Source organism: Zoogloea sp. JDB1 (genome assembly GCF_056724025.1).
Genome location: NZ_CM161496.1, coordinates 1,068,258 through 1,088,025 on the forward strand (window position 1 = coordinate 1,068,258; position 19,768 = coordinate 1,088,025).

Sequence of the window (19,768 nt, forward strand, 5' to 3'; positions counted from 1 at the left end):
TCTCTCCGGAATCAGTGGGTGGCGGTGCGCAGGATCAGCAGATCCTGGCCGGCGGCGACGGGGCTGGCTTCACGGCATAGCAGCTGGAGCACTTCGCCGTCGGCGGGGGCGGTCACGGTGAATTCCATCTTCATGGATTCGACGACCGCCAGCGGGTCACCGGCCTTCACGTGCTGGCCAGCCTCGACGAGCAACTTCCAGATGTTGCCGGGCACGTAGCTGGCCACGAGCTGGGCGCCTTCCGGCAGGTCCAGTTCGGAATCGGCCGCCGCCGCGGCGATGTCGGCCTCGCTGATGTACTCAGCCTGGCCGGCGGCCTTCCAGCGTTCCCGCTCGGCTTCGAAGGCGGCCTGCTGATGGGCCTTGAAGGCGCCGATGGGGGCGGCGTTGTCGGCCAGGAAGCGCCGGTAGTCGGCCAGGCGGAACACGCCGTCCTCGATGCGCAGGCGGGCGCGGCCGGCGGCGAAGTCCTTGCGCAGCTGCAGCAGCTCCTCCTCGCCCACCGGCACGAAGCGCACCTGGTCGAAGAAGCGCAGCAGCCAGGGCTTGTCGAACTGCTCGGTGCCGCGGGCGCCGTGGTTCCAGCGGTTCCACATCTGCACCGTGCGGCCGACGAACTGGTAGCCGCCGGGGCCTTCCATGCCATACACGCACATGTAGGCGCCGCCGATGCCCACCGCGTTCTCCGGCGTCCAGGTGCGGGCCGGGTTGTACTTGGTGGTGACGAGGCGATGGCGCGGGTCCATCGGCGTGGCCACCGGCGCGCCGAGGTACACGTCGCCGAGGCCCAGCACCAGGTAGCTGGCGTCGAAGACGGTGCGGTACACGTCGTCGATGGAGTCCAGGCCGTTGATGCGGCGGATGAACTCGATGTTGGACGGGCACCACGGGGCGTCCTTCCGCACCGACTGCATGTACTTGTCGATGGCCAGCTTGGTGGCCGGGTCGTCCCACGACAGCGGCAGATACACCGTGCGGCTCGGCACTTCCATGTCGTCGATGGCGGGCAGCGCGTCCTCGGCGGCCTGCAGCGCGGCGAGCAGCGCGGCGCGGTCGGTGCGGCGGGCGTCGAAATGGACTTGCAGGGAGCGGATGCCGGGGGTCAGGTTGACGATGCCGGGCTGGGGATGGGCCTTCAGCCAGTCCATCAGCGCATGCACGCGGAAGCGCAGCTCCAGGTCGAGCACCAGCGGGCCGTATTCGATCAGCAGGTAGGCGTCGCCGGCCTGGCGATAGATCACACGGGGGCGCTCGCCGGCGGCCGGCAGCTCGGCCAGCACCGGCGTGGTGACGGTGTCCGGCTCGGCGATCACCGGTAGCGCGAGGGGCCCGTCGGCATGGGCCAAAGCCGCGTCGGCGGCGGCCAGGCGTCGTGCCGCTGTGGCGGCGCTGACCGGCACGAAGCGCAGGGTGTCGCCGGGGCGCAGTTGGCCGAGCTTCCACAGGTCGGCCTGGATCACCACCGCCGGGCACACGAAGCCGCCCAGGCTGGGGCCGTCCGGGCCGAGGATCACCGGCATGTCGCCGGTGAAGTCGATGGCGCCGATGGCGTAGGCGTTGTCGTGGATGTTGGACGGGTGCAGGCCGGCCTCGCCGCCGTCGGTCCGCGCCCACTGGGGCTTGGGCCCGATCAGGCGCACGCCGGTGCGGCTGGAGTTGTAATGGATCTCCCAGTCGGTGGCGAAGAAGCCGGCGATGTCCGGATCGGTGAAGAAGTCCGGCGCGCCGTGGGGGCCGTAGAGCACCGCCACTTCCCAATGGTGGCTGTAGGCCGGCGGCTGCAGCTCGAGCGGTGCGGGCAGGGCGCTGGCGGGCTGGATCGCCAGCACGTCGCCGAGGCGCAGGCAGCGGCCGGCGTGGCCGCCGAACTGGCCGAGGGTGAAGGTGGATTTGCTGCCCAGGTAGTCGGGCACGTCGATGCCGCCGGCGATCGCCAGGTAGCTGCGGCAGCCGGCGTCGATGACGGCGCCGACCTTCAGCGTGGAACCGGCCTTCACCGCGTGGGCCTGCCACCAGGCCAGCGGCGCGCCGTTCAGCGTGGCGGCGGTGGGTGCGCCGGTGAGGGCGATCACCGTGTCGCAGTTGAAGCGCAGGGTCGGGCCGCTCATCGTGCATTCCAGGCCGGCGGCGCCTTCCGGGTTGCCGACCAGGCGGTTGGCGGCGCGCAGGGCCAGGTCGTCCATCGGGCCGGAGGGCGGTACGCCCACGTCCCAGTAGCCGACGCGGCCGGGCCAGTCCTGCACCGAGGTCTGCACGCCGGGCTCCAGCACGTCGAAGGTGGCCGGGCGGTAGTCGAAGGTATTGAGGTAGCGGGTGGTCTGGCGGCCGGCGCGGAACACCTCGCCGTCGAGGATCTGGCGCAGGTAGGCCCGGTTGGTCTCGATGCCGTACACGCGGGTGGCGTCCAGCGCGGCGATCAGCTTGTCGGTGGCGGCTTCGCGGCTGTCCGCGTGGACGATGATCTTGGCGACCATCGGGTCGTAATAGGGCGGCACTTCCGAGCCGGTGGCGACGGCGGTTTCGACGCGCACGCCGGGCGGAAAACGCACCTCGGTGAGCAGGCCGGAGGACGGCTGGAAGTTCTTGGCCGGGTCTTCGGCATACAGGCGCACCTGGATGGACGCGCCTCGAGGCTGCGGTGCGGCGGCGGGCAGGTCCAGGTCGCCGGAGGCGAGCAGCACCATCCACTCCACCAGGTCGGTGCCGGTGACTTCCTCGGTGACGCCGTGTTCCACCTGCAGGCGGGTGTTCACCTCCAGGAAGTAGAACTCGCCGCTGTCGGCGTCCATCACGAACTCGACGGTGCCGGCCGAACGGTAGGCGATGGACTCCATCAGGCGCACCGCGGTGGCGGCCAGCCCGGCGCGCTGGGCGGCGGACAGGCCCGGCGCCGGGGTTTCTTCGATGACCTTCTGGTTGCGGCGCTGCACCGAGCAGTCCCGCTCGCCCAGGGCCAGCACGCGGCCGCGGCCGTCGCCGAAGACCTGCACCTCGATGTGGCGGGCGGCGGTGACGTACTTCTCCAGGTAGATGCCGGCCTCCTTGAAGTTGGCGCGGGCCAGGCGGTCCACCGAGGCGTAGGCCTCGTCCAGCTCGGTCTCGCCGCCGATCAGGCGCATGCCGATGCCACCGCCGCCGGCGGTGCTCTTGAGCATCACCGGGTAGCCGATGCGGGCGGCCTCGCGGCGCGCCTCGTCGACGCCGGACAGCAGGCCGCTGCCCGGCAGCAGCGGCACGCCGGCCTGCTCGGCCAGCTCGCGGGCGGTGTGCTTGAGGCCGAAGGCCAGCATCTGGGCGCGGGTCGGGCCGATGAAGGCGATGCCGGCGGCCTCGCAGGCGTCGGCAAAGTCCGGGTTCTCGGACAGGAAGCCGTAGCCCGGGTGGATGGCCTCGGCGCCGCTGACACGGGCCGCGGCGAGGATGGTGTCGGCCTTGAGGTAGCTCTCGGCGGCGGGGGCTGGGCCGATGCACACCGCCTCGTCGGCGAGGCTGACGTGCAGGGAGTTGGCATCGGCTTCGGAATGCACGGCCACCGAGGCGATGCCGAGCTTCTTGAGCGTGCGGATCACCCGGCAGGCGATGGCGCCCCGGTTGGCGATGAGGACTTTGCTGAACATGGTGGAGGCTCTCGGAGCGAGGGGGCGGGTCGTCCCGCCCGGTCATCCTGTCCGCCCGGGTCGTCCCGGGGGCCGGCGAGTGCCGGTTGATATGCGATGCAGCCTGGCCTTGGGAGGCCGCAAGAAAACGCCGGGCCCTCGGGGGCCGTCAGTTCCAGATGAGGAATTGAACGGGGGTGGGGTTGTAGGCGTTGCAGGGGTTGTTGAGCTGCGGGCAGTTGGAGACCAGCACCCACAGGTCCATCTCTGCGCGCAGTTCGACGTACTTGCCGGGGCCGGACACGCCGTCGTCGAACTTGAGGCCGCCGTCGGCGGTGACCGGCACGTTCATGAAGAAATTGACGTTGGGCACCAGGTCGGCCTTGGTCAGGCCGGAGTCGGAGTGCTGGATGGCCAGCAGGTAGTTGTCGCGGCAGCTGTGCATGTACTTCTTGTGCAGCGCGTAGCGCACCGTGTTGCTCTCGGCTGCGCAGGCACCGCCCAGCGTGTCGTGGCGGCCGCAGGTGTCGGCGACGATGCTCAGCATCGGACGGCCTTCGTTGCTCATCAGCACCGAGCCGGTGGTGAGGTAGATGCCGCCCTGCTGCAGCAGGGTCTGGGTGGCGCTGTAGTGCTCGTCGGTGTCGTGGCGGTTGTAGAAGATCACGTCGGCGGCCTGGTTGCCGTGCAGGTCGACGATGCGCAGGGTCTGGCCCTGCTTCACTTCGTGCAGCCAGGGTTCGCCGGCGGGCAGCACCACATCGGTGACGGCCCGGGCCGGGTCGAGTTCGCTTTCCCGGAGGCGGATGGCGGTGGCGGTCATGGCGGTCTCCTCAGGCCAGGTAGTGCAGATCGGTGTTGTGCAGTGCGCGGGCGCCTTCCGGGCGGAACTGGCGGCAGTAGTCGTCCGCCGCCGCCGGGCCGGAGCGCCAGGCGACGATGCCCACCGGCGCCGGCGCGTAGTCCGGGCGCGGGTCGAGGGGGTGCGGCGCGGCGGACACGGCGACGATCGCGTCCATGTCGAGGCGCACTTCCACCATCGCGCCGGCCGGCGCGTGATTGGGCTGGAAGTGGAAGCGGCCTTCCTCGTCCACGCTGACCTTGCTGAAGAAGTTCACCGGCGCCACCAGGTCGCGGCGGCGCAGGCCGTACTTGCCGATCTCGATCAGCAGGCCGTCGCGGCCGGCGCGGTACATGCCGTTGCGGTACTGCTGGTAGGGGTGCTGGCCGTATTTGTCGTGCATGCGCGGGGCGTCGAGCAGCAGGCCGAGGGGGTCGTGCCAGCCGAGGCTGTCGGCGGTGATGGAGGCCATCGCGCAGCCCATGTCGCTCATCAGTACGTGGCCGCGGCCGTAGTGGGCGGTGTGCTGGGCCTTGAGGGAATCCGGCATGTTGTAGCGCTCCAGCGGCTGGCGGGCGTTGTAGAGCACCATCGACAGGTTGGCGCCGGCGGCCTGGGCGACCAGGCGCAGGGTGGTGCCGCGGGGCAGGACCCACGACCAGTGGCAGCCGCCGGGGACCACGTCGGAGAACAGGATCTTGTCTTCCGGCAGGTCGGCGGCGAGCTGTTGCCAGCGGGTGTCCACGTCCACGGCGTCGGTGGGGGTGAGCAGGGCGTTCATGGGTTCAATCCGTGGTGAGGGCAGCGCCGGCGTCGCTGGCGGCGTTGAGGCGGGCGAGCTGCTCGAGGTCGGTCTTCATGCCGGAGGTCTCGCGGATGCGTTCCAGAATCTCGCGCTTCAAGGCGAGAAACTCGGGGGCGAGCTTCATGTCCTGGTGCCGCTCGGCGGGCAGGGGCACGTCGTAGAGGGTGTCGATGCGGCCGGGGCGGGGCGCCATCAGCACGATGCGCTGGCCCAGGTAGATGGCCTCTTCCACGTCATGGGTGACGAACACGATGGTGCTGCCCTCCATGCGGTGCACATGGCGGATGAGGTCGTGCATCACCTCGCGGGTCTGGGCGTCCAGCGCGCCGAAGGGTTCGTCCATCAGCAGGATCGGCGGCCGGCTCATCAGCGCGCGGGCGATCGCCACGCGCTGCTGCATGCCGCCCGACAGCTGGCCGGGGTAGGCGTCGGCGACGTGGCTGAGGCCCATCAGGCGGATCAGCGCGTCGGCGCGACCGGCGGCCTGCTCCACGTCGGCGGAGGTCCGGTCGTTGGTGTGGGCCTTGAGCTGGCGGCAGAACTTGATGTTCTGGGTCACCGTCAGCCACGGGTAGAGGCTGTAGTGCTGGAACACCATGGCCCGGTCCACGCCGGGGCCGGCGATTGGCTGGCCGTTCACCGCGATGCTGCCGCGGCTGAGGCTCTCCAGCCCGCCGATCATGCGCAGCAGCGTGGATTTGCCGCAGCCCGAGGCGCCGACGAAGGTGACGAACTCGTTGGGGCGGATGGCCAGGTTGGCCTTGTCGAGGGCCTGCACCGCCTGGGCGCCGTGACCGAAGGTCTTGAAGGCGTCGCGGATGTCGATGCTGGCGGTCATCGGTGTCTCCCGGCGAGGTAGGGGAAGGCCTTGCGATGGACCAGGCGGAAGCCCTGGTCGATGAGGAGGCCGATCAGGCCGATCAACAGGATGCCGGCGAAGATCTTGTCGGTCTGCAGGAAGCGCTGAGCCTTGAGCACCGCATAGCCGAGGCCGGAGTTGGAGGCCACCAGCTCGGCCACCACCAGGTAGGTCCACGCCCAGCCCATGGTCACCCGCAGGGTGTCGAGCAGGGCCGGCTTGGCCGACGGGACGATGACCTTCTCGAGGATCTCGCCGCGGGTGGCGCCCATCGTCTGGGCCGCCTCGATCTGCGCCAGCGGCACGCGGCGCACGTCCTCGGCGACCATCAGCACCATCTGGAAGAAGGTGCCGATGAAGATGATCGCCACCTTGGAGCCTTCCTCGATGCCGACCCACAGCATGACCAGCGGGATGAAGGCTACCGCCGGCATGTAGCGGACGAAGTCGGTGAGGGGCTCCAGCAGGGCCTGCACGGCCCGGTAGCTGCCGATGAAGAGGCCCAGCGGCAGCGCGATGGCGGCGGACAAAGCCCAGCCGGCCACCACGCGCCAGGTGCTGATCGCCACGTCGGCGGCCAGGTCGTCGTCGGTGGCCCAGCTCCAGATGCGGGCCAGCACGTCGGCCGGGCCGGGCAGGAAGACCTTGTCGGTGCCGTCCAGCTGGCTCGCCACCAGCCACGCGACGAGCGGCGCGACCAGCCCGAACAGGGCCAGCAGCCAGTACTGGCGCGGGTCGATGGCGGCGCGGATCTGCCACAGGGAGCTGCCGCCCCCGCCGGCTCGCTTGCTTGCGCTCATGGCCGTCTCACTTGCCGAGGGCTTCGGCGAGCAGGCTGGCGTCGACGCCCTTGGCGGCGTCGGGCTTGCCGTCGATCAGCTTCTTGTCGAGCAGGAAGGCCGAGATGGTCGGGGCGACGGCCTGCAGGGACCTGGCGTCGGCCGGCGTCAGCGCGGCCTGGTTGGCCGCCGCGTCGAAGAAGCGCGTGCCGGGCAGGAAGACCTTGTAGTCCTCGGGCTTCATGCCGACCACCCTGGACATGATCTTCGCCGCCTCGTCCGGGTTGTCGCGGATGAACTTCTCGGTGTCGAACCAGGCCCGGATCATGCCGACCAGGTCCTTGTGCTTGGTCTTGATGGCCTTGTCCTGGGCCACCAGCAGGTCGGGGATCAGGCCCGGCATGTCCTTCGACGTGAACAACGGCTTGCCCTTGCCGCTCTTCTCGATCTGCGCGACCCACGGGTTCCACACCACGGCGGCGTCCACGCGGCCGGCCAGGAAGGCCGCCGCAGCGTCGCCGGCGGACAGGTTCACCACCTTCACGTCCTTCTGGGTGAGGCCGTTTTTGGCCAGCGCGGTGGCGAGCACGAAGTGGGAGATGCTGAACTCTTCGAGGGCGATGCGCTTGCCTTTCAGGTCGGCGAAGCCCCTGATCTTGTCGCTGACCATCAGCGCGTCGTTGCCGGCGGAATTGTCATTGACCAGCACCGCCTTCACCGGCACGCCCTTGGCCAGCGGGCCCATGGTGTCGGACCAGGTCTGGCAGTTGGCGTCGAGCTGGCCGGAGGACAGCGCGGAGATGGAGTCGGTGTAGTTGGCGAACCACACCAGCTTCACGTCGGCTTTGTATTTCTTGAAGAAGCCCTTCTGCTCGGCCACGTACCAGGCCACCCAGCCCGGCCAGTCGGACACGCCGACCTTGATCTCGGCGAAGGCCGGCGCCGGTGCGGCGAGCAGTGCGCTGCCCAGGCCGAGCACGGCGAGGGTGGTCTTGATGCGCTTGAGGAGGGATGCTCCGCGGCGGGACGGGGTGGCGGCGGCGGAGGTGGCGCGCGTGTCGCGGAGGACGGTCGGACGAACGCGGCGGGTGTCGGTCTGGTACATGAAGGGCTCCTGTCGTTGGGACAAAAAGGGCGAGAGGGCGCTTCATCCAAAGCGTTCCTCCCGGGCTTTTATCCCTCCGTGGAGCCACGACATGCCTGCTCGGCTTATCGTAGCCGGCAGCTCTCGGACCAGACATCCCCCGATATGTGCGCATATCCGAAACGGGACCGGAACCCTAGCCACCCTTCGATGAAGCGAACGCGATACAGCGCGATTCGCTCCCTCTCGCCGATCGTTTAGCAATAGCGGTGCCAGTTATCGTGACGATCCTGTGAAAGCCTTGTGGATACTGGCGTGCCAGGCTTTCGCCGGGTGGGCCGCGGGTGGCCACCGGGGCGGCGGGCACGCCATGCCGGCGGGGTGAATGCACCGCCGTGGTGCCGCCTGGAATGGGCAGGCACGCCGCGGGTGCATCGTTCGAGGGTGGGCTGCGCCCGAATGGGGCGTGGCGGATGTGCCTGCCATGTATATGCAAAAGTCGGCCCGCTGCCGCCCCGCGCCGGCTGGCCCGCTTTCTGCTAGGAGGACGGCGCGCATATCCGGAACCTCAATCGGAGTCTTCTCTCGTGATGCTTGATAAAGCCATCGCAGGGTCCCTGTGCGCCCTGTCCGTCCTCGCCAGTTCCGCCAGTCCCGTCCTTGCGGCCGATGAAGCCGCGCCGCCCTACACCCTCACCGGGCATGTCGATCTCGCCAGCCGCTACTACCTGCGCGGCGCGACGACCACCTACGGCAACGCCAAGCCCGGCCTCGGCAACCAGGGCGCGGACGCCCCCGAGTCGGACCGCTTCACGCCCCAGTGGGGCGTCGATTTCACCCACGAAAGCGGCTTCTACCTGGGCTACTGGGCGTCGGCGATCAACTACTCGTACAAGCAGCTGGGCCGTTCCTACGACCAGTACGCGGCCACCGGCAACGTGGCGGTCAGCGACTTTCAGGAGGGCAAGTCGGTGGAGAACGATCTCTACGGCGGCTACACCGGCAAGCTCGGTGACGTCTCCTACACTCTGGGTCTGACCGCCTACTACTACCTCAACGGCCGCCACGCCAACGCCACCGAGACCAAGCTCGGCCTGGCCTGGCAGGAATACGCGCTGAACGCGCAGACCCTGCTCAACGACACCGTGTGGGGCAACCGCGGCGACACCTACTGGACGCTCAACTACACTCGCCCGCTGCCGGCCGAACTTACTTTCACGGCCAGCCTCGGCTGGTACACCTACGCGCGGGAGGGCAAGTACCTGGGCACCGGTGATGTCGTCAGTGGCGCATCCTGCGCGCCGGGCACCGCCTTCGTCGTCAATGGCTGCTTCGCCGGCAAGGGCCCGGTCAGCGACGGCTTCCGCCACCTCGTCCTCGGCCTGTCCCAACCCATCGGCAGCACCGGCCTGACGTGGACGCTGCAGGGCATCATCGGCGGCGACAACCGCTTCGGGGTGAACCAGGTGAGCAAGCTGGTGGGGCTGATCAGCTACGGGTTCTGAGCGAGGCGATTTTCTCGGGTTGCGGGGCCGATGTCCCCGCATCTCGGTGCCGAACCTCGGCTCGGAAAGCCCGGATGGTGCAGGTGGAAACCCGCTAAGTTGGTGTGTTCACCAACGTTCTGGGAGATCTCGGTAAAAAATACAAAGTAGATGGTTGATGCTTTGTGCATAATCATGCCTTCGAAACGCACGGGGCAACAGGAAGCCGGAACTTCTTGGGACCCAACTGACGAAGGACAACAGAAGTGCACTTTCTCCAGCGTTGGATGACATATCTGGCATCGCTAGTGCTGTCAGCGTGTGTGGTATTGCCACACACCAGCGGTAGCAAGCATCAAGAGGTCTTTGCAAAAACTATACTGATTCCCTTGGCGGACGGAAATGCAGCCTATTTCTTGCGTCGTTGCACTCTTGATTCGTGGGGTGTTGGCTCGTGGCCCTGTGAGACCCAATCCCATAACGCTTTATTGGTCAGGCCGACAGATTGGGAGCCAAGCAGAGAAATTAGGTCGATAGTCGCACCAAAAAAGCAACCCAGTTCGATCACGCTGCCAGGCGAGTTGTATATCGGGTACGGGCAGGCGACTTTTGAACGTCCAATCAGCGGGACGTATGACACTGATGCCGAGTTCATTGGGTACTTCCCCGGCACGGGCCTCGTCTGGCTGGAGTCGAAGCTTCCATCGTCCGAACTGTCGGAGAAGACGTTTAAATATAAAGTAATTGAGATATATGAGACTCAAAAGGAGCCCTTCGCCCCCCGGCTGGTTTTACGGAGCGGTCAAAATGTTTGGGTTTTTGTAGAGAAAAATGTCACTTGCGGAGATGGAGCGTGCTTTTCCGTCAATAGCGTACTTGGTCCGTCCAGCCCGGAGTTGCCTGAATATTTGAACCGCAAATTCATGTTGTTTCATGCTGATGTCGGTGTTGATCGCTTTCTCGAGCAAGTGCTCCCTAGCCGAAAGGATGGTAAGAAGTCATCTAATGCCCGCATGCCCCCTCCTCCGGGAAGTATCTTTAATTTTGACTTGATAAAAGTCGTGCCACGAAGCCGAAGTTCTCCGTATGTCGAAGAATATAAATGCTACAGCGAAACTCACCACATAGAAAAAATTGCCTGGATGTTATTGCCGGTGCCTTTTCCAGTCGGGTTGAAAGGAACAGAAAAGAGGTATTTTCATAGTTGTCCGAAAACGGCAAGCAATCAGAATACGGCTACTGCCCTGAACAGATTGGAGTCTGTCCCATAAATAGTGGTTCCTAATCGGAATTAGAAAATACTATCCCTAATACTCCATAATTCTATTATTGCTGGACTGCGGCCATTGACCGGAAACTCTTGGAGAATTGTTCCGTGACGTATCAGCTGAAAATGTAGGTCTCAGCCCCTTTCTGTAGCGGACTATCGTCAGCTTGGCGGTGGCAATCCTCTGTGTCGACGGCATTTCCCCGCCGTCGTTGGCAAAATTGACCGGCATCAATTCCCCGATCTGTATCGGCAGTAAACCATTCCATCTGTTCCTTCTGCGGCCGGGCTGGTGGCGAAGAATGACGGCTGCCGAGCAATGGGGAAAACGATGACTGCCAATATCATGACTGCAACCGTGGCGGGGCCCGCCTTCGAGGAGGCGCCAGGTGGGCGGATTCCCGGCAACAAGGGGATCTGGGTGGGGATCTGCTGCGAGTTCATCGAATTCCTGGTGCTCTTCGTCGTCTATTTCGTCGCCCGCGCCCATTTCCCGGAGGCCTTCGAGAAAGGCGCGGAGGGTTTGTCCACCACGCTTGGCACCGTGATCACGCTGGTGATGGTCAGCAGCAGCTTCTGCATCGCCTGTTCCACGGCGCTGATCCGCGCCGGCCGGCGCCGGGCCTCAATCGCCTGGCTGGTCGGCGGGCTGGTGCTGGCGCTGGGCTATCCAGTCGCCAAGATCATCGAGATCCAGTGGAACCTGGCCCACGGCATCGACGGGCAGGCCGGCATCTTCTCGGGCGTCTATTACTACCTGACCTTCAACCACATGGTGCATGCGGTGTGGGGCATCCTCGGCATCCTGTGGGTGCTGGCGCGCCACCTGGCCGGCGGCTATTCCGCCGACGACTACAGCGGCCTGGAGGCGCTGGCCTGCTACTGGCACGCCACCGACATCATCTGGCTGGTCATCTTCTCCTTCTTCTACGTGCTGGTGTGAGCATGAACGACATACACCGTGAATCGGCGGCCCCGTTGGCGCCGCTCGTCAAGACCTGGCTCGGCCTGCTTGCGCTGACCGGGCTGTCCCTGCTGCTGGGTCATGGGTTGCACGGCCAGGTCGGGTTGCAATGGCTGGTGGCCGCCATCCTGTGGCTGAAGGGCTGGCTGGTGATCCGCCATTTCATTGAGGCCGACAGCGCCCATCCGCTGATCCGCCGCGTGCTGTACGGCTTCATCACGATCACGCCGGTGCTGCTGCTGGTGACCGCCCTGTTCGGCCGCCAGCTGGCGCGGCTGACGACGCTGTAGGCAGGCGCGGCCTGCACTGTCGCGGCGGTGGCCGCGGAGATCACATGTAGGCCGCCAATAATTGCCGGATCCCGATAGCCGCCTGCCGTTTCCGGACAGGCGGCGGCCTCGTTCCGACATATCGTCCTTCCGCCCGCCCGGCCTCCGGGTTTCAGGGCGGGCGCGTCAAGCGGACCACAACGATATGAGGAGACAAGGCATGACGGCGAATACTTTGACGGCCGTTCTGGATTCCGTTCTGGACCAGGCGGTGAACCGGGCCGGCGGGGTGCCCGGCGTGGTGGCGATGGCCACCGACCGGGATGGCAATTTCTATGAAGGCTGCGCGGGCCGGCGGGAGCTGGGCGCCGAGCCGGCGATGACGCTCGATTCGGTCTTTGCGATCTTTTCCACCACCAAGGCGCTGACCGGCACCTGCGCGATGCAGCTCATCGAGGAGGGGCGCCTGTCTCTCTCCGATCCGGTGCGCAAGTACCTGCCGGAGTTCGCCGAGCTGCAGGTGCTCGACGGCTTCGACGCGGCGGGCCAGCCGCGCACACGGCCGCCGAAGCGCGAGGTGACGATCAACGACCTGTTCCTGCACACCTCCGGCCTCGGCTACGAGTTCTTCAGCCAGGACGACCTGCAGTACCGCACGGCGAAGGAGATCCCGACCATCGTGTCCTGCGAGTTCCCGGCGATCCGCACGGTGCTGCTGCACGATCCGGGCGAGCGGTGGACCTATGGCGTCAACATCGACTGGCTCGGCCTGGTGGTGGAGGCGCTGCGCGGCCAGCGCCTCAGCGCGGTGATGAAGGAACGGATCTTCGCGCCGCTGGGCATGGCCGACATCGGCTTCACGATGTCGGAGTCCATGCGCGCCCGCCGCGTGACCATCCACGAGCGGGCCGCCAACGGCGCGCTCAGCCCGTTGCCGGAGCTGGTTTTGCCGCAGCCGCCGGCGATGGACTGCGGCGGCCACGGGCTGTACGCGACGGTCGGCGAATACATGAAGTTCATCCGCATGCTCCTCAACGACGGCGCCGGCCCCCACGGCCGCGTGCTGCGCCCGGAGACCGTGGCGCTGATGGCACGCGACGGGCTCGGTTCCCTCGAATGCACGGGCTGGCCCACCTCGATCCCGTCCCTCGCCAATGCCGGCAGCTTCTTCCCCGGCGTGCCGAAGGGCTGGGCCTACACCTTCATGACCAACCGGGCGCCGACTCCGTCGGGCCGCCCGGCCAATTCCCTGGCCTGGGCCGGGCTGGCCAATTCCTTCTACTGGATCGACCGCCAGACTGGCATCGGCGGCTACTGGGCGACCCAGTTGCTGCCCTTCCAGGACTGCGTGTCCTACCCCCAGTTCGTGGAGTTCGAGACGGCGGTTTACCACCACCGCTGAGCTTCCCCCGAAAAATTGCCGGCGTGCGACAGGCGACTGCCGGATTGAGACAAGACCCGATCCGGGGCCTGCCACAGTAGGCCCCAGGGCGTCAGGCCGTCCCGAACGCGAGAGACTGCCGCCGCCACCAGAGGAGAGTTGGAGACATGAAACGACGTACCCCCATGGGCCGTCGCTGGCACGCTGCTGCCTGCGCCGTGGCCCTCGCGCTGCCTGGGCTGGCTTGTGCCGTGACCATCGATGCCGGCGACTACACCTACCTGCCGGTTGGCACCAGCCTCGCCGTCGGCTACTACCAGCATACCGAGGGCCGCCAGCTCTACGCCGGCGGCAGGAAGGTGGCTGATCAGGCCCGCGTCGAGGCGGACGTGGGTATCCTGCGCGGCGTGCATTATGTGGACATCGGCGGCCTCACCATGGCGCCCCAGTTCCTGCTGCCCTTCGGCCGCGTGCATACCGGCGGCGATCTGGCCGGCGTGGACGCCACCAATGGCGTCGGCGACCTGATCCTGGCGTCCACCATCCACCTGATGAAGGACCCGGAAGGCCGCCGCGCCTTCGCGGTGACGCCGTGGTTGTGGCTGCCCACCGGCCGCTACGACCGCAACGCGCCGCTCAATCCCTTCGGCGAGAACCGCTGGAAGTTCGCGCTGCAGACGGGCTGGATCACGCCCTTGTCGGAACGCCTTACGCTGGATCTGATCGCCGACGGCCAGGTCTTCGGCCGCAACGGCGACTATGGCTCCACCGGCGCGACGCTCCGGCAGCGCCCGGCCTGGGAGCTGCAGTCCCACCTTCGCTACAATCTCGGCGCTGCTACGTGGGTGGGCGGCATGCTGTCCCAGGCAGGTGGCGGCGAGACGGAGATCGACGGCGTCGCCCAGGGCGACCGCCAGCGCCGTACCAAGGCCTTGCTGAGCGTGGCCCATTTCGTGGCGCCGGGCTGGCAGGTGCTGACCTCGCTGGGGCGGGATCTGTCCGTCCGCAGCGGCGTCAAGGAGGATGCGCGGCTCAACCTGCGCCTGCTGAAAGTGTTCTGAGTTCGCCCTTCGCCCCGGGAGCGCCGCCCGGGGCGGTCGCAAGGTCTTGGGAGCTGCCATGGAAAGCCTGTGCAATGCCCTCGTCGTGGACGCCGGCGGACGGCCGACCGACGCCCACCAACTGATCGTCACCCGCGACTTCGACGAGCTGGAGGCGTGGACCCGGCGCGTCTACATGCCTTATTCGGTGCGCCCCACCGGCAACATCCTGGTGCCGAGCTCCGACCTGCACGCGGTGCATATCGGCAGCATGATCCTCAGCCGCTTCTCCTATGGCATTCCCGTCCATCTCAGCGACTTCTCGGAAGGGGCCGGGATGGGCATGGCGCTGACCACCGTGCGCGGCGCCGGCAGGCACTGGGTGGACAGCCACGAGCCGGCAGAGACCGCAGCCGGCGAGAGTTTTCTCGTCGATACCAGCCGCACCGAATACTGGGCCGATTTCGATCCGGACCACCTGCAGGTGAACATCACCTTCCCGCACCGCTACCTGGAGGAGCTCTACCTGCGGTGGACCGGCCAGCCGGCTCACGACGCCTTGTGGCGCCTGAAGATCCGCTTCGGCGGCGCCGGTTCGCCGTGGCATGCGCTGCTCGCCTACTGCTGCCGCTGCGTGGCGGAGTATCCACGCCAGGTCAGCGAGGGGCCGCTGGGGCGCCAGCTGGAGGAGATGCTCGGCACCCAGATGCTGATGGAGTGGACCCGCCGCTGGGGCGAGCTGCCGGCCCGCCCGTGCGCGCTGGCGCCGCGCTACGTACGCCAGGCCGAGCAGTACATGCGCGAGCATGCCCGCGAGGCGCCGACCCTGAGCGCTGTGGCGGCGGCGGTGGGGATCAGCGTGCGGGCGCTCAGCGGCGCGTTCCGGGAGTTCCGCCGCACCACGCCGATGGTCTTCCTGCGTGAGGCGCGCCTGCAGGGCGTGCGCCAGGCTCTGCTGGCGGCCCCGCCGGAGAGCACTGTCGCGGCGATTGCGGAGCAGTGGGGCTATTACAGTCTCGGTGTCTTTGCGGCGCGCTACCGGGCGCGCTTTGCCGAGAACCCGTCTGACACCTTGCGGCGCATGGGGCGCTGATGCGCGCCGCCGCAATGGGTCAAAAACCACAATCCTGGTGTGGTTTATTACAAAGTGGCACGTTCATGTCTGCCACAAAACCGTTGAGCGCGCTCTAATAGTTGATATAACAAAATTTATATAACTGGTACGGAACATGCAGGCGGTTGGTTTCTTGTTCCTGCAGGTTGTCGGCGACAGAACCGGCACCGCGGAACAGATGCTGATCGCCTAGTGATTTTTATCGGAGAAAGGATTCGTCTCATGTTCCGCCGTTTTGTCAGCCTCGCGCTTGCCCTGCTGGGTGCGTTCGCGGCTACCACCGCCTTTGCCGGTCCCGACTGGTACCTGATCGAACATGGCCGCCAGCTGAAGCGCGCCGCCCTCGCCAGCGGCGAGGCTCAGGTTGTCGTCCAGCCGGTCAGCTACGGTCCGCGCGCCCAGCCGGTGGCGGCCAACCGCAGCATCGAGCAGGCTCCGGCCGTTGCCGTGCCCACCAAGCTGGCCTGCGGCCAGACCGCGGCTGCAAGGGGCTGCTGACGCGCCGCTGCCGCTGGCAGCCCGCTTCCATCGGCCATCGCGGGCGTATCGTCCGCGATGGCCGATCTGCTTTTTGAGGTGCGGGATTTCAGGTTGCGGCTGCAGATGGATGAATCTGCGTTTATGGGAGGCGGTGCGCCAGGGCCGGGTCGAGGCTGGCCATGAAGTGTTCCACGGCGCGGGTATAGGCGTTGTCGAGGCCCAGCTGGCTGTTGATGTCGCCGTGGGACAGATCCTCGCCGAGCACCTGCACTTGCATGCCCAGCTCGTCGGCGCGGCCGGCGAGGCGCCGGGCCTGCTCGCAGGAGTCTTCCCGTCGGGTCGAGCAGACTGCCAGCAGCGGCGCGGCGCCCGGCGTCAATGCGTGGTAGGGCGACAGGGCGCGCCAGTAGGACGGGTCGGTGCCGAAGGGGCGGTCGTAGAGGCGCAGATGGCGCTGGTTCATGATCGCCTCCACGTCCATCGCGGCGCTGTCCAGCGCCACTGTGCCGAGTACGGGCAGCGGTTGCGGCGTGAAGCGGGCCGACGGCGAGACCGCCAGCAGAGCGGCCAGGTGGGCGCCGGCGGAGTGGCCCATCAGCACGAAGCGCTGAGGGTCGCCGCCCCAGGCCACGGCCTTTTGCTGGGCCATCGCCAGAGCCCGCGCCACATCGCTCAGCTGCACGTCGACGCCGGCCTGCGGCAGCATGCGGTAGTTGATCGAGATGAAGACGATGCCGCGCGTTACCCAGCGTGTCACCTTGGCGTCCACCACGCGCTCCATGGCCTTGTCGCCGATGGCCCAGGCACCGCCATGGACCATCAAGATCACCGGTGCGTCGTGGGCCTCGGCCGGAATGTACACGTCCATCGTCTGGGCCGGATCGGCACCGTAGGCGACGTCGGTCAGCTTGCGGACGCCGGCGGGCAACGCGTTTGTTGCACTGGCGCGGGCCGCTTGCCGTTCGCGCAGGCGCTCGAGCAGCGGACCGGCGTCGGCGGCGGGCGCCAAGATGGCAAGGGCGAGGGCCGCACACAGGCGGCGGGCGACGGGCTTCATCGGGGCATTCCTCATGGTGGCCTTGGGTCAGCGCGAACACGGAATCGGGGTGCCGCTAGGGTCGCTGCAGGTTGCCGTGTGGCTCACGCCGTCGCTCCGGCTGTAGGTCGTGCTGCCCTGGTAAGTATTACCCTGTGAGCCGGTGCCGGTCGTCGTGCGCTGACCGCTGATGTCGCCGTCGGTGCTGCGTGTCATGCTGCCCTGGCTGCGTACCGAACCGTTGGGGCCGCTGGCTGCGAAGCCTCCCGTGCGTTCAGCGCTGCCGTCTGCATTGCGGGTAAGGTGGCTGGCACGCATGCCCTGGCGACCTTCGGTGCCCCGGAAGGCGCCGCCACGGAACGATTCCCGGTTGCCGGCTCCGTCGCCATGCGTGACGCGTCCGTGGACGACGGCACCGCCATCGGCACCATGGAAGCGGGTGATGCGCTCACCGGCGTGGGCTGCCGTCGTGAGGCCGAGGGCAAGGCTCAGGGCCGCAAGGGCCGCAAACCGGGGAAGCGTTACGGACATGACGTACTCCTTGGAAAGGGGGTATGCCAATACTCTAGCCCGGTCGCCGGGTGCAGGCGATTCTGGCGGTGGCACCGTTCGTTAGGTTTTGTGATGCTTCGTCGCTTTTGTCATCGTTTGCAATAAACCCGTGGCGCCGCTTGCCTGCACCTTCAATACCGGCCGGCGGCACAATGGTGACTCTACCCAAATCCAGTTCCGCCATGCCCAATGCCCGCATCCTGGTCCTCGACGATGAAGCTGAACTGCGCGCGCTGCTGCAGCGCTACCTAAGTAGTCAGGGCTTCGAGGTGCGCCAAGTGTCCGACGGTGAGCAGCTCGACCGTCTGCTGGCCCGGGAACCCTATGACGCTCTGGTGCTTGACCTGATGTTGCCCGGTGAGGACGGGTTGTCCATTTGCCGACGCCTGCGGGCCAACGGGGAGGCTATCCCGATCCTGATGCTTACGGCCCGCGGCGATGCCGTGGAGCGCATCATCGGGCTTGAGATGGGGGCCGATGACTATCTGCCTAAGCCCTTTGAGCCCCGCGAACTGGCGGCCCGGCTGCGGGCCTTGTTGCGCCGTCAGCAACTGGCCCGCGGCAGTGCGTCATTGGCGGGCGACGGCGTGGTGCGTTTCGGTCCCTTCGTCCTTGACCTGGGTGCCTGCCGGTTGAGTCGGGATGGCCGGGAGGTGACGCTTACCTCCGGCGAGTTTGCCCTGCTGCAGGTATTGGCGAAGCACCCGGGCCGACCCCTCGGGCGGGAGCGCCTGCTCGATCTGGCCTTCGGATCTCGCAAGGACAACAGTGAGCGTAGCGTGGATGTGCAGGTTCTGCGCCTGCGCCGGGTTCTTGAGGAGGATCCTGCCACGCCGCGTTACATCCGTACCGTCTGGGGGGCGGGCTATGTCTTTGTCGGTGATCGGGAGACCCCACCGTGACGCGGCGCTTCGGCTGGCCCCGGAGCCTCTTTGGCCGTCATGTGCTGCTGATCATCTGCTTGATCCTGTGTGCCGAGTGCGGCGTTGTCACGGCTTACTACGTCTTCGTCCAGAAGCCCCGTATCGAACGGATGAGTGAGGTCACCCTGCGTTACCTGAATCTGTTGTCGGGGGCCGTGGCCCACATGAGCGTCGCCGAGCGGCAGCGCTTCCTCGCCGATCTGGGGCGGCAGAATGCGTCGGCGTGGGTCTCGCAGGGGCAACCCGAAGGATTGGTTACCCCTCCCACGCTGCTGATGCGGTGGGCGCTTGAGCGCCTGCAGGCACGCTTGGGGCCGGATGTCCGCCTTGGCTGGTCGGCGGGGCCGCCTTCTCTCCTGTGGGTTCGTACCGACCTGGGTGGCGAGTCCTGGTGGCTGGGGCTGGAGGCCGGCGGTCTGGCCGCGGAGCGCAGCAGGCTGGTCCTGGGGGTAATGGTCGGCGCCGGCGCGCTGGCGATCCTTGGTGCAACGCTGATTCAGCGTCACCTTCACCGCCCACTGGCGCTCCTCCAGCAGGCAGCGGAGCGTCTGGCGGCCGGCGAATACCCGGTGATCCATATCGCGGCCGCGCCCACCGAGATCGCTGGCTTGGCGATGGCCTTCAATGGCATGGTGCGCCAACTGGAGGCCAACGAGAAGGAGCGGGCGCTGATGTTGGCGGGGCTGTCCCACGACCTGCGGACGCCACTCGCAAAATTGCGGCTGGCGGCGGAAATCCTAGACGTGGAAGGCGAAGACGAATTGCTCCGGGGCATGGTGCGCAATATCGGGGTGGCGGAGCAGATCATCGAACAGTTCATCGATTTTGCCCGTCTGGGGGCGGAAGAGCCCCGTGTGCCGTGCGACGTGGACGAACTGGTGGGCGATGTCGCCGCCAGCTTGGCAACGCCACGTCTCATCGTGGAGAGACCGGCGAGTACACTCCCGACCCTGGTTTGCCGGCCGCTGGCTTTGCGACGGGCGGTGGTCAATTTGGTGGAAAACGCGCTGAAATACAGCGATGCCACGGTGTGGATGTCCGTGGGTACCGGCGTGGATACATTGCTCATCACCGTACGCGACCAGGGGCCCGGGATTCCTGAGGAGGCGTTGAGCGCGATGCGACAACCTTTTGCCCGCCTGGACCAGGCTCGCGGTGGCCCAGGCGGGGCGGGATTGGGGCTGGCCATTGTCGAGCGCGTCATGGCCTTGGAAGGGGGGCGTCTGGAACTGATCAATCGGGACGGCCTTGAGGCGCGGCTCGTGCTGCCGCTGGCGAGCGTAACGTGATCACT

18 protein-coding genes and 1 riboswitch are annotated in these 19,768 nt (G+C 66.9%); of the genes, 10 read left to right on the forward strand and 8 right to left on the reverse strand.

From position 1 onward, the window contains the following. Positions 1–11: 11 nt before the first annotated feature. The 6 genes from uca to AC1PPK_RS04750 all read right to left on the reverse strand — a co-directional run bounded on the left by uca (position 12) and on the right by AC1PPK_RS04750 (position 7,985). Positions 12–3,617 (reverse strand): urea carboxylase, encoded by a 3,606-nt coding sequence (gene uca / locus AC1PPK_RS04725; protein WP_481116689.1) that lies wholly within the window; start codon positions 3,615–3,617, stop codon positions 12–14. 148 nt (positions 3,618–3,765) lie between these two features. Further along, positions 3,766–4,419: an urea amidolyase associated protein UAAP2 gene (locus AC1PPK_RS04730; RefSeq protein ID WP_481116690.1), complete on the reverse strand. Its 654-nt coding sequence runs from the start codon at positions 4,417–4,419 to the stop codon at positions 3,766–3,768. A 10-nt stretch (positions 4,420–4,429) separates the two neighbouring features. Then, positions 4,430–5,218 (reverse strand): urea amidolyase associated protein UAAP1, encoded by a 789-nt coding sequence (locus AC1PPK_RS04735; protein ID WP_481116691.1) that lies wholly within the window; start codon positions 5,216–5,218, stop codon positions 4,430–4,432. 4 nt (positions 5,219–5,222) lie between these two features. Beyond that, positions 5,223–6,080 carry an ABC transporter ATP-binding protein gene (locus AC1PPK_RS04740; protein ID WP_481116692.1) on the reverse strand — a complete coding sequence of 286 codons (858 nt, stop codon included), beginning with the start codon at positions 6,078–6,080 and terminating at the stop codon, positions 5,223–5,225. Then, positions 6,077–6,901 (reverse strand): ABC transporter permease, encoded by an 825-nt coding sequence (locus tag AC1PPK_RS04745; protein ID WP_481116693.1) that lies wholly within the window; start codon positions 6,899–6,901, stop codon positions 6,077–6,079. Before AC1PPK_RS04745 ends, AC1PPK_RS04740 begins: the two co-directional genes overlap by 4 nt. A gap of 7 nt (positions 6,902–6,908) precedes the next feature. Continuing rightward, entirely contained in the window at positions 6,909–7,985 is a 1,077-nt protein-coding gene (locus tag AC1PPK_RS04750) for an ABC transporter substrate-binding protein (RefSeq protein WP_481116694.1), read from the reverse strand. Between the two features lie 55 nt (positions 7,986–8,040). Beyond that, a riboswitch (guanidine-I (ykkC/yxkD leader) is annotated at positions 8,041–8,175 on the reverse strand. Between the two features lie 379 nt (positions 8,176–8,554). On the opposite strand from AC1PPK_RS04750, the gene AC1PPK_RS04755 reads away from it, so the two are divergent. From AC1PPK_RS04755 to AC1PPK_RS04790, 8 genes are all read left to right on the forward strand, one after another. After that, positions 8,555–9,469 carry a TorF family putative porin gene (locus tag AC1PPK_RS04755; protein WP_481116695.1) on the forward strand — a complete coding sequence of 305 codons (915 nt, stop codon included), beginning with the start codon at positions 8,555–8,557 and terminating at the stop codon, positions 9,467–9,469. 245 nt (positions 9,470–9,714) lie between these two features. After that, positions 9,715–10,719 (forward strand): hypothetical protein, encoded by a 1,005-nt coding sequence (locus AC1PPK_RS04760; protein ID WP_481116696.1) that lies wholly within the window; start codon positions 9,715–9,717, stop codon positions 10,717–10,719. A gap of 327 nt (positions 10,720–11,046) precedes the next feature. Continuing rightward, a complete protein-coding gene (locus AC1PPK_RS04765; RefSeq protein ID WP_481116697.1) occupies positions 11,047–11,658 on the forward strand; it encodes a cytochrome c oxidase subunit 3 family protein in 612 nt (203 codons plus the stop codon). 2 nt (positions 11,659–11,660) lie between these two features. Continuing rightward, positions 11,661–11,969, forward strand: a complete 309-nt coding sequence (locus tag AC1PPK_RS04770; protein WP_481116698.1) for a hypothetical protein — start codon at positions 11,661–11,663, stop codon at positions 11,967–11,969. Between the two features lie 199 nt (positions 11,970–12,168). Continuing rightward, positions 12,169–13,350 (forward strand): serine hydrolase domain-containing protein, encoded by a 1,182-nt coding sequence (locus AC1PPK_RS04775; protein ID WP_481116699.1) that lies wholly within the window; start codon positions 12,169–12,171, stop codon positions 13,348–13,350. 146 nt (positions 13,351–13,496) lie between these two features. After that, complete coding sequence (locus tag AC1PPK_RS04780) at positions 13,497–14,390, forward strand: transporter (protein ID WP_481116700.1); 894 nt, start codon at positions 13,497–13,499, stop codon at positions 14,388–14,390. Positions 14,391–14,448: 58 nt separating this feature from the next. Further along, positions 14,449–15,462 (forward strand): AraC family transcriptional regulator, encoded by a 1,014-nt coding sequence (locus AC1PPK_RS04785; protein WP_481116701.1) that lies wholly within the window; start codon positions 14,449–14,451, stop codon positions 15,460–15,462. Between the two features lie 243 nt (positions 15,463–15,705). After that, positions 15,706–15,981: a hypothetical protein gene (locus AC1PPK_RS04790; RefSeq protein WP_481116702.1), complete on the forward strand. Its 276-nt coding sequence runs from the start codon at positions 15,706–15,708 to the stop codon at positions 15,979–15,981. 121 nt (positions 15,982–16,102) lie between these two features. Here AC1PPK_RS04790 and AC1PPK_RS04795 read toward each other — a convergent pair whose 3' ends face one another. Both AC1PPK_RS04795 and AC1PPK_RS04800 read right to left on the reverse strand, forming a co-directional pair. Beyond that, the gene (locus tag AC1PPK_RS04795) at positions 16,103–17,020 is read right to left on the reverse strand and encodes an alpha/beta hydrolase (RefSeq protein ID WP_481116703.1); all 918 of its coding nucleotides are present in this window, start codon (positions 17,018–17,020) and stop codon (positions 16,103–16,105) included. A 27-nt stretch (positions 17,021–17,047) separates the two neighbouring features. After that, positions 17,048–17,530, reverse strand: coding sequence for a hypothetical protein (locus AC1PPK_RS04800; protein WP_481116704.1), 483 nt, complete (start codon positions 17,528–17,530; stop codon positions 17,048–17,050). A 203-nt stretch (positions 17,531–17,733) separates the two neighbouring features. On the opposite strand from AC1PPK_RS04800, the gene ompR reads away from it, so the two are divergent. Beyond that, positions 17,734–18,453, forward strand: a complete 720-nt coding sequence (ompR, locus tag AC1PPK_RS04805) for an osmolarity response regulator transcription factor OmpR (protein ID WP_481116705.1) — start codon at positions 17,734–17,736, stop codon at positions 18,451–18,453. Next, complete coding sequence (locus tag AC1PPK_RS04810; RefSeq protein WP_481116706.1) at positions 18,450–19,763, forward strand: ATP-binding protein; 1,314 nt, start codon at positions 18,450–18,452, stop codon at positions 19,761–19,763. The genes ompR and AC1PPK_RS04810 overlap by 4 nt, the downstream gene beginning before the upstream one ends. Positions 19,764–19,768 lie beyond the last annotated feature (5 nt).

Coding starts and splice junctions, on each gene's coding strand:
- AC1PPK_RS04740 (WP_481116692.1), bottom strand. CDS start 6,080: ATGACCGCCAGCATCGACATCCGCGACGCCTTCAAGACCTTCGGTCAC.
- AC1PPK_RS04755 (WP_481116695.1), top strand. CDS start 8,555: ATGCTTGATAAAGCCATCGCAGGGTCCCTGTGCGCCCTGTCCGTCCTC.
- AC1PPK_RS04735 (WP_481116691.1), bottom strand. CDS start 5,218: ATGAACGCCCTGCTCACCCCCACCGACGCCGTGGACGTGGACACCCGC.
- AC1PPK_RS04750 (WP_481116694.1), bottom strand. CDS start 7,985: ATGTACCAGACCGACACCCGCCGCGTTCGTCCGACCGTCCTCCGCGAC.
- AC1PPK_RS04730 (WP_481116690.1), bottom strand. CDS start 4,419: ATGACCGCCACCGCCATCCGCCTCCGGGAAAGCGAACTCGACCCGGCC.
- uca (WP_481116689.1), bottom strand. CDS start 3,617: ATGTTCAGCAAAGTCCTCATCGCCAACCGGGGCGCCATCGCCTGCCGG.
- AC1PPK_RS04785 (WP_481116701.1), top strand. CDS start 14,449: ATGGAAAGCCTGTGCAATGCCCTCGTCGTGGACGCCGGCGGACGGCCG.
- AC1PPK_RS04770 (WP_481116698.1), top strand. CDS start 11,661: ATGAACGACATACACCGTGAATCGGCGGCCCCGTTGGCGCCGCTCGTC.
- AC1PPK_RS04775 (WP_481116699.1), top strand. CDS start 12,169: ATGACGGCGAATACTTTGACGGCCGTTCTGGATTCCGTTCTGGACCAG.
- AC1PPK_RS04790 (WP_481116702.1), top strand. CDS start 15,706: ATGTTCCGCCGTTTTGTCAGCCTCGCGCTTGCCCTGCTGGGTGCGTTC.
- AC1PPK_RS04795 (WP_481116703.1), bottom strand. CDS start 17,020: ATGAAGCCCGTCGCCCGCCGCCTGTGTGCGGCCCTCGCCCTTGCCATC.
- AC1PPK_RS04800 (WP_481116704.1), bottom strand. CDS start 17,530: ATGTCCGTAACGCTTCCCCGGTTTGCGGCCCTTGCGGCCCTGAGCCTT.
- AC1PPK_RS04765 (WP_481116697.1), top strand. CDS start 11,047: ATGACTGCCAATATCATGACTGCAACCGTGGCGGGGCCCGCCTTCGAG.
- ompR (WP_481116705.1), top strand. CDS start 17,734: ATGCCCAATGCCCGCATCCTGGTCCTCGACGATGAAGCTGAACTGCGC.
- AC1PPK_RS04780 (WP_481116700.1), top strand. CDS start 13,497: ATGAAACGACGTACCCCCATGGGCCGTCGCTGGCACGCTGCTGCCTGC.
- AC1PPK_RS04745 (WP_481116693.1), bottom strand. CDS start 6,901: ATGAGCGCAAGCAAGCGAGCCGGCGGGGGCGGCAGCTCCCTGTGGCAG.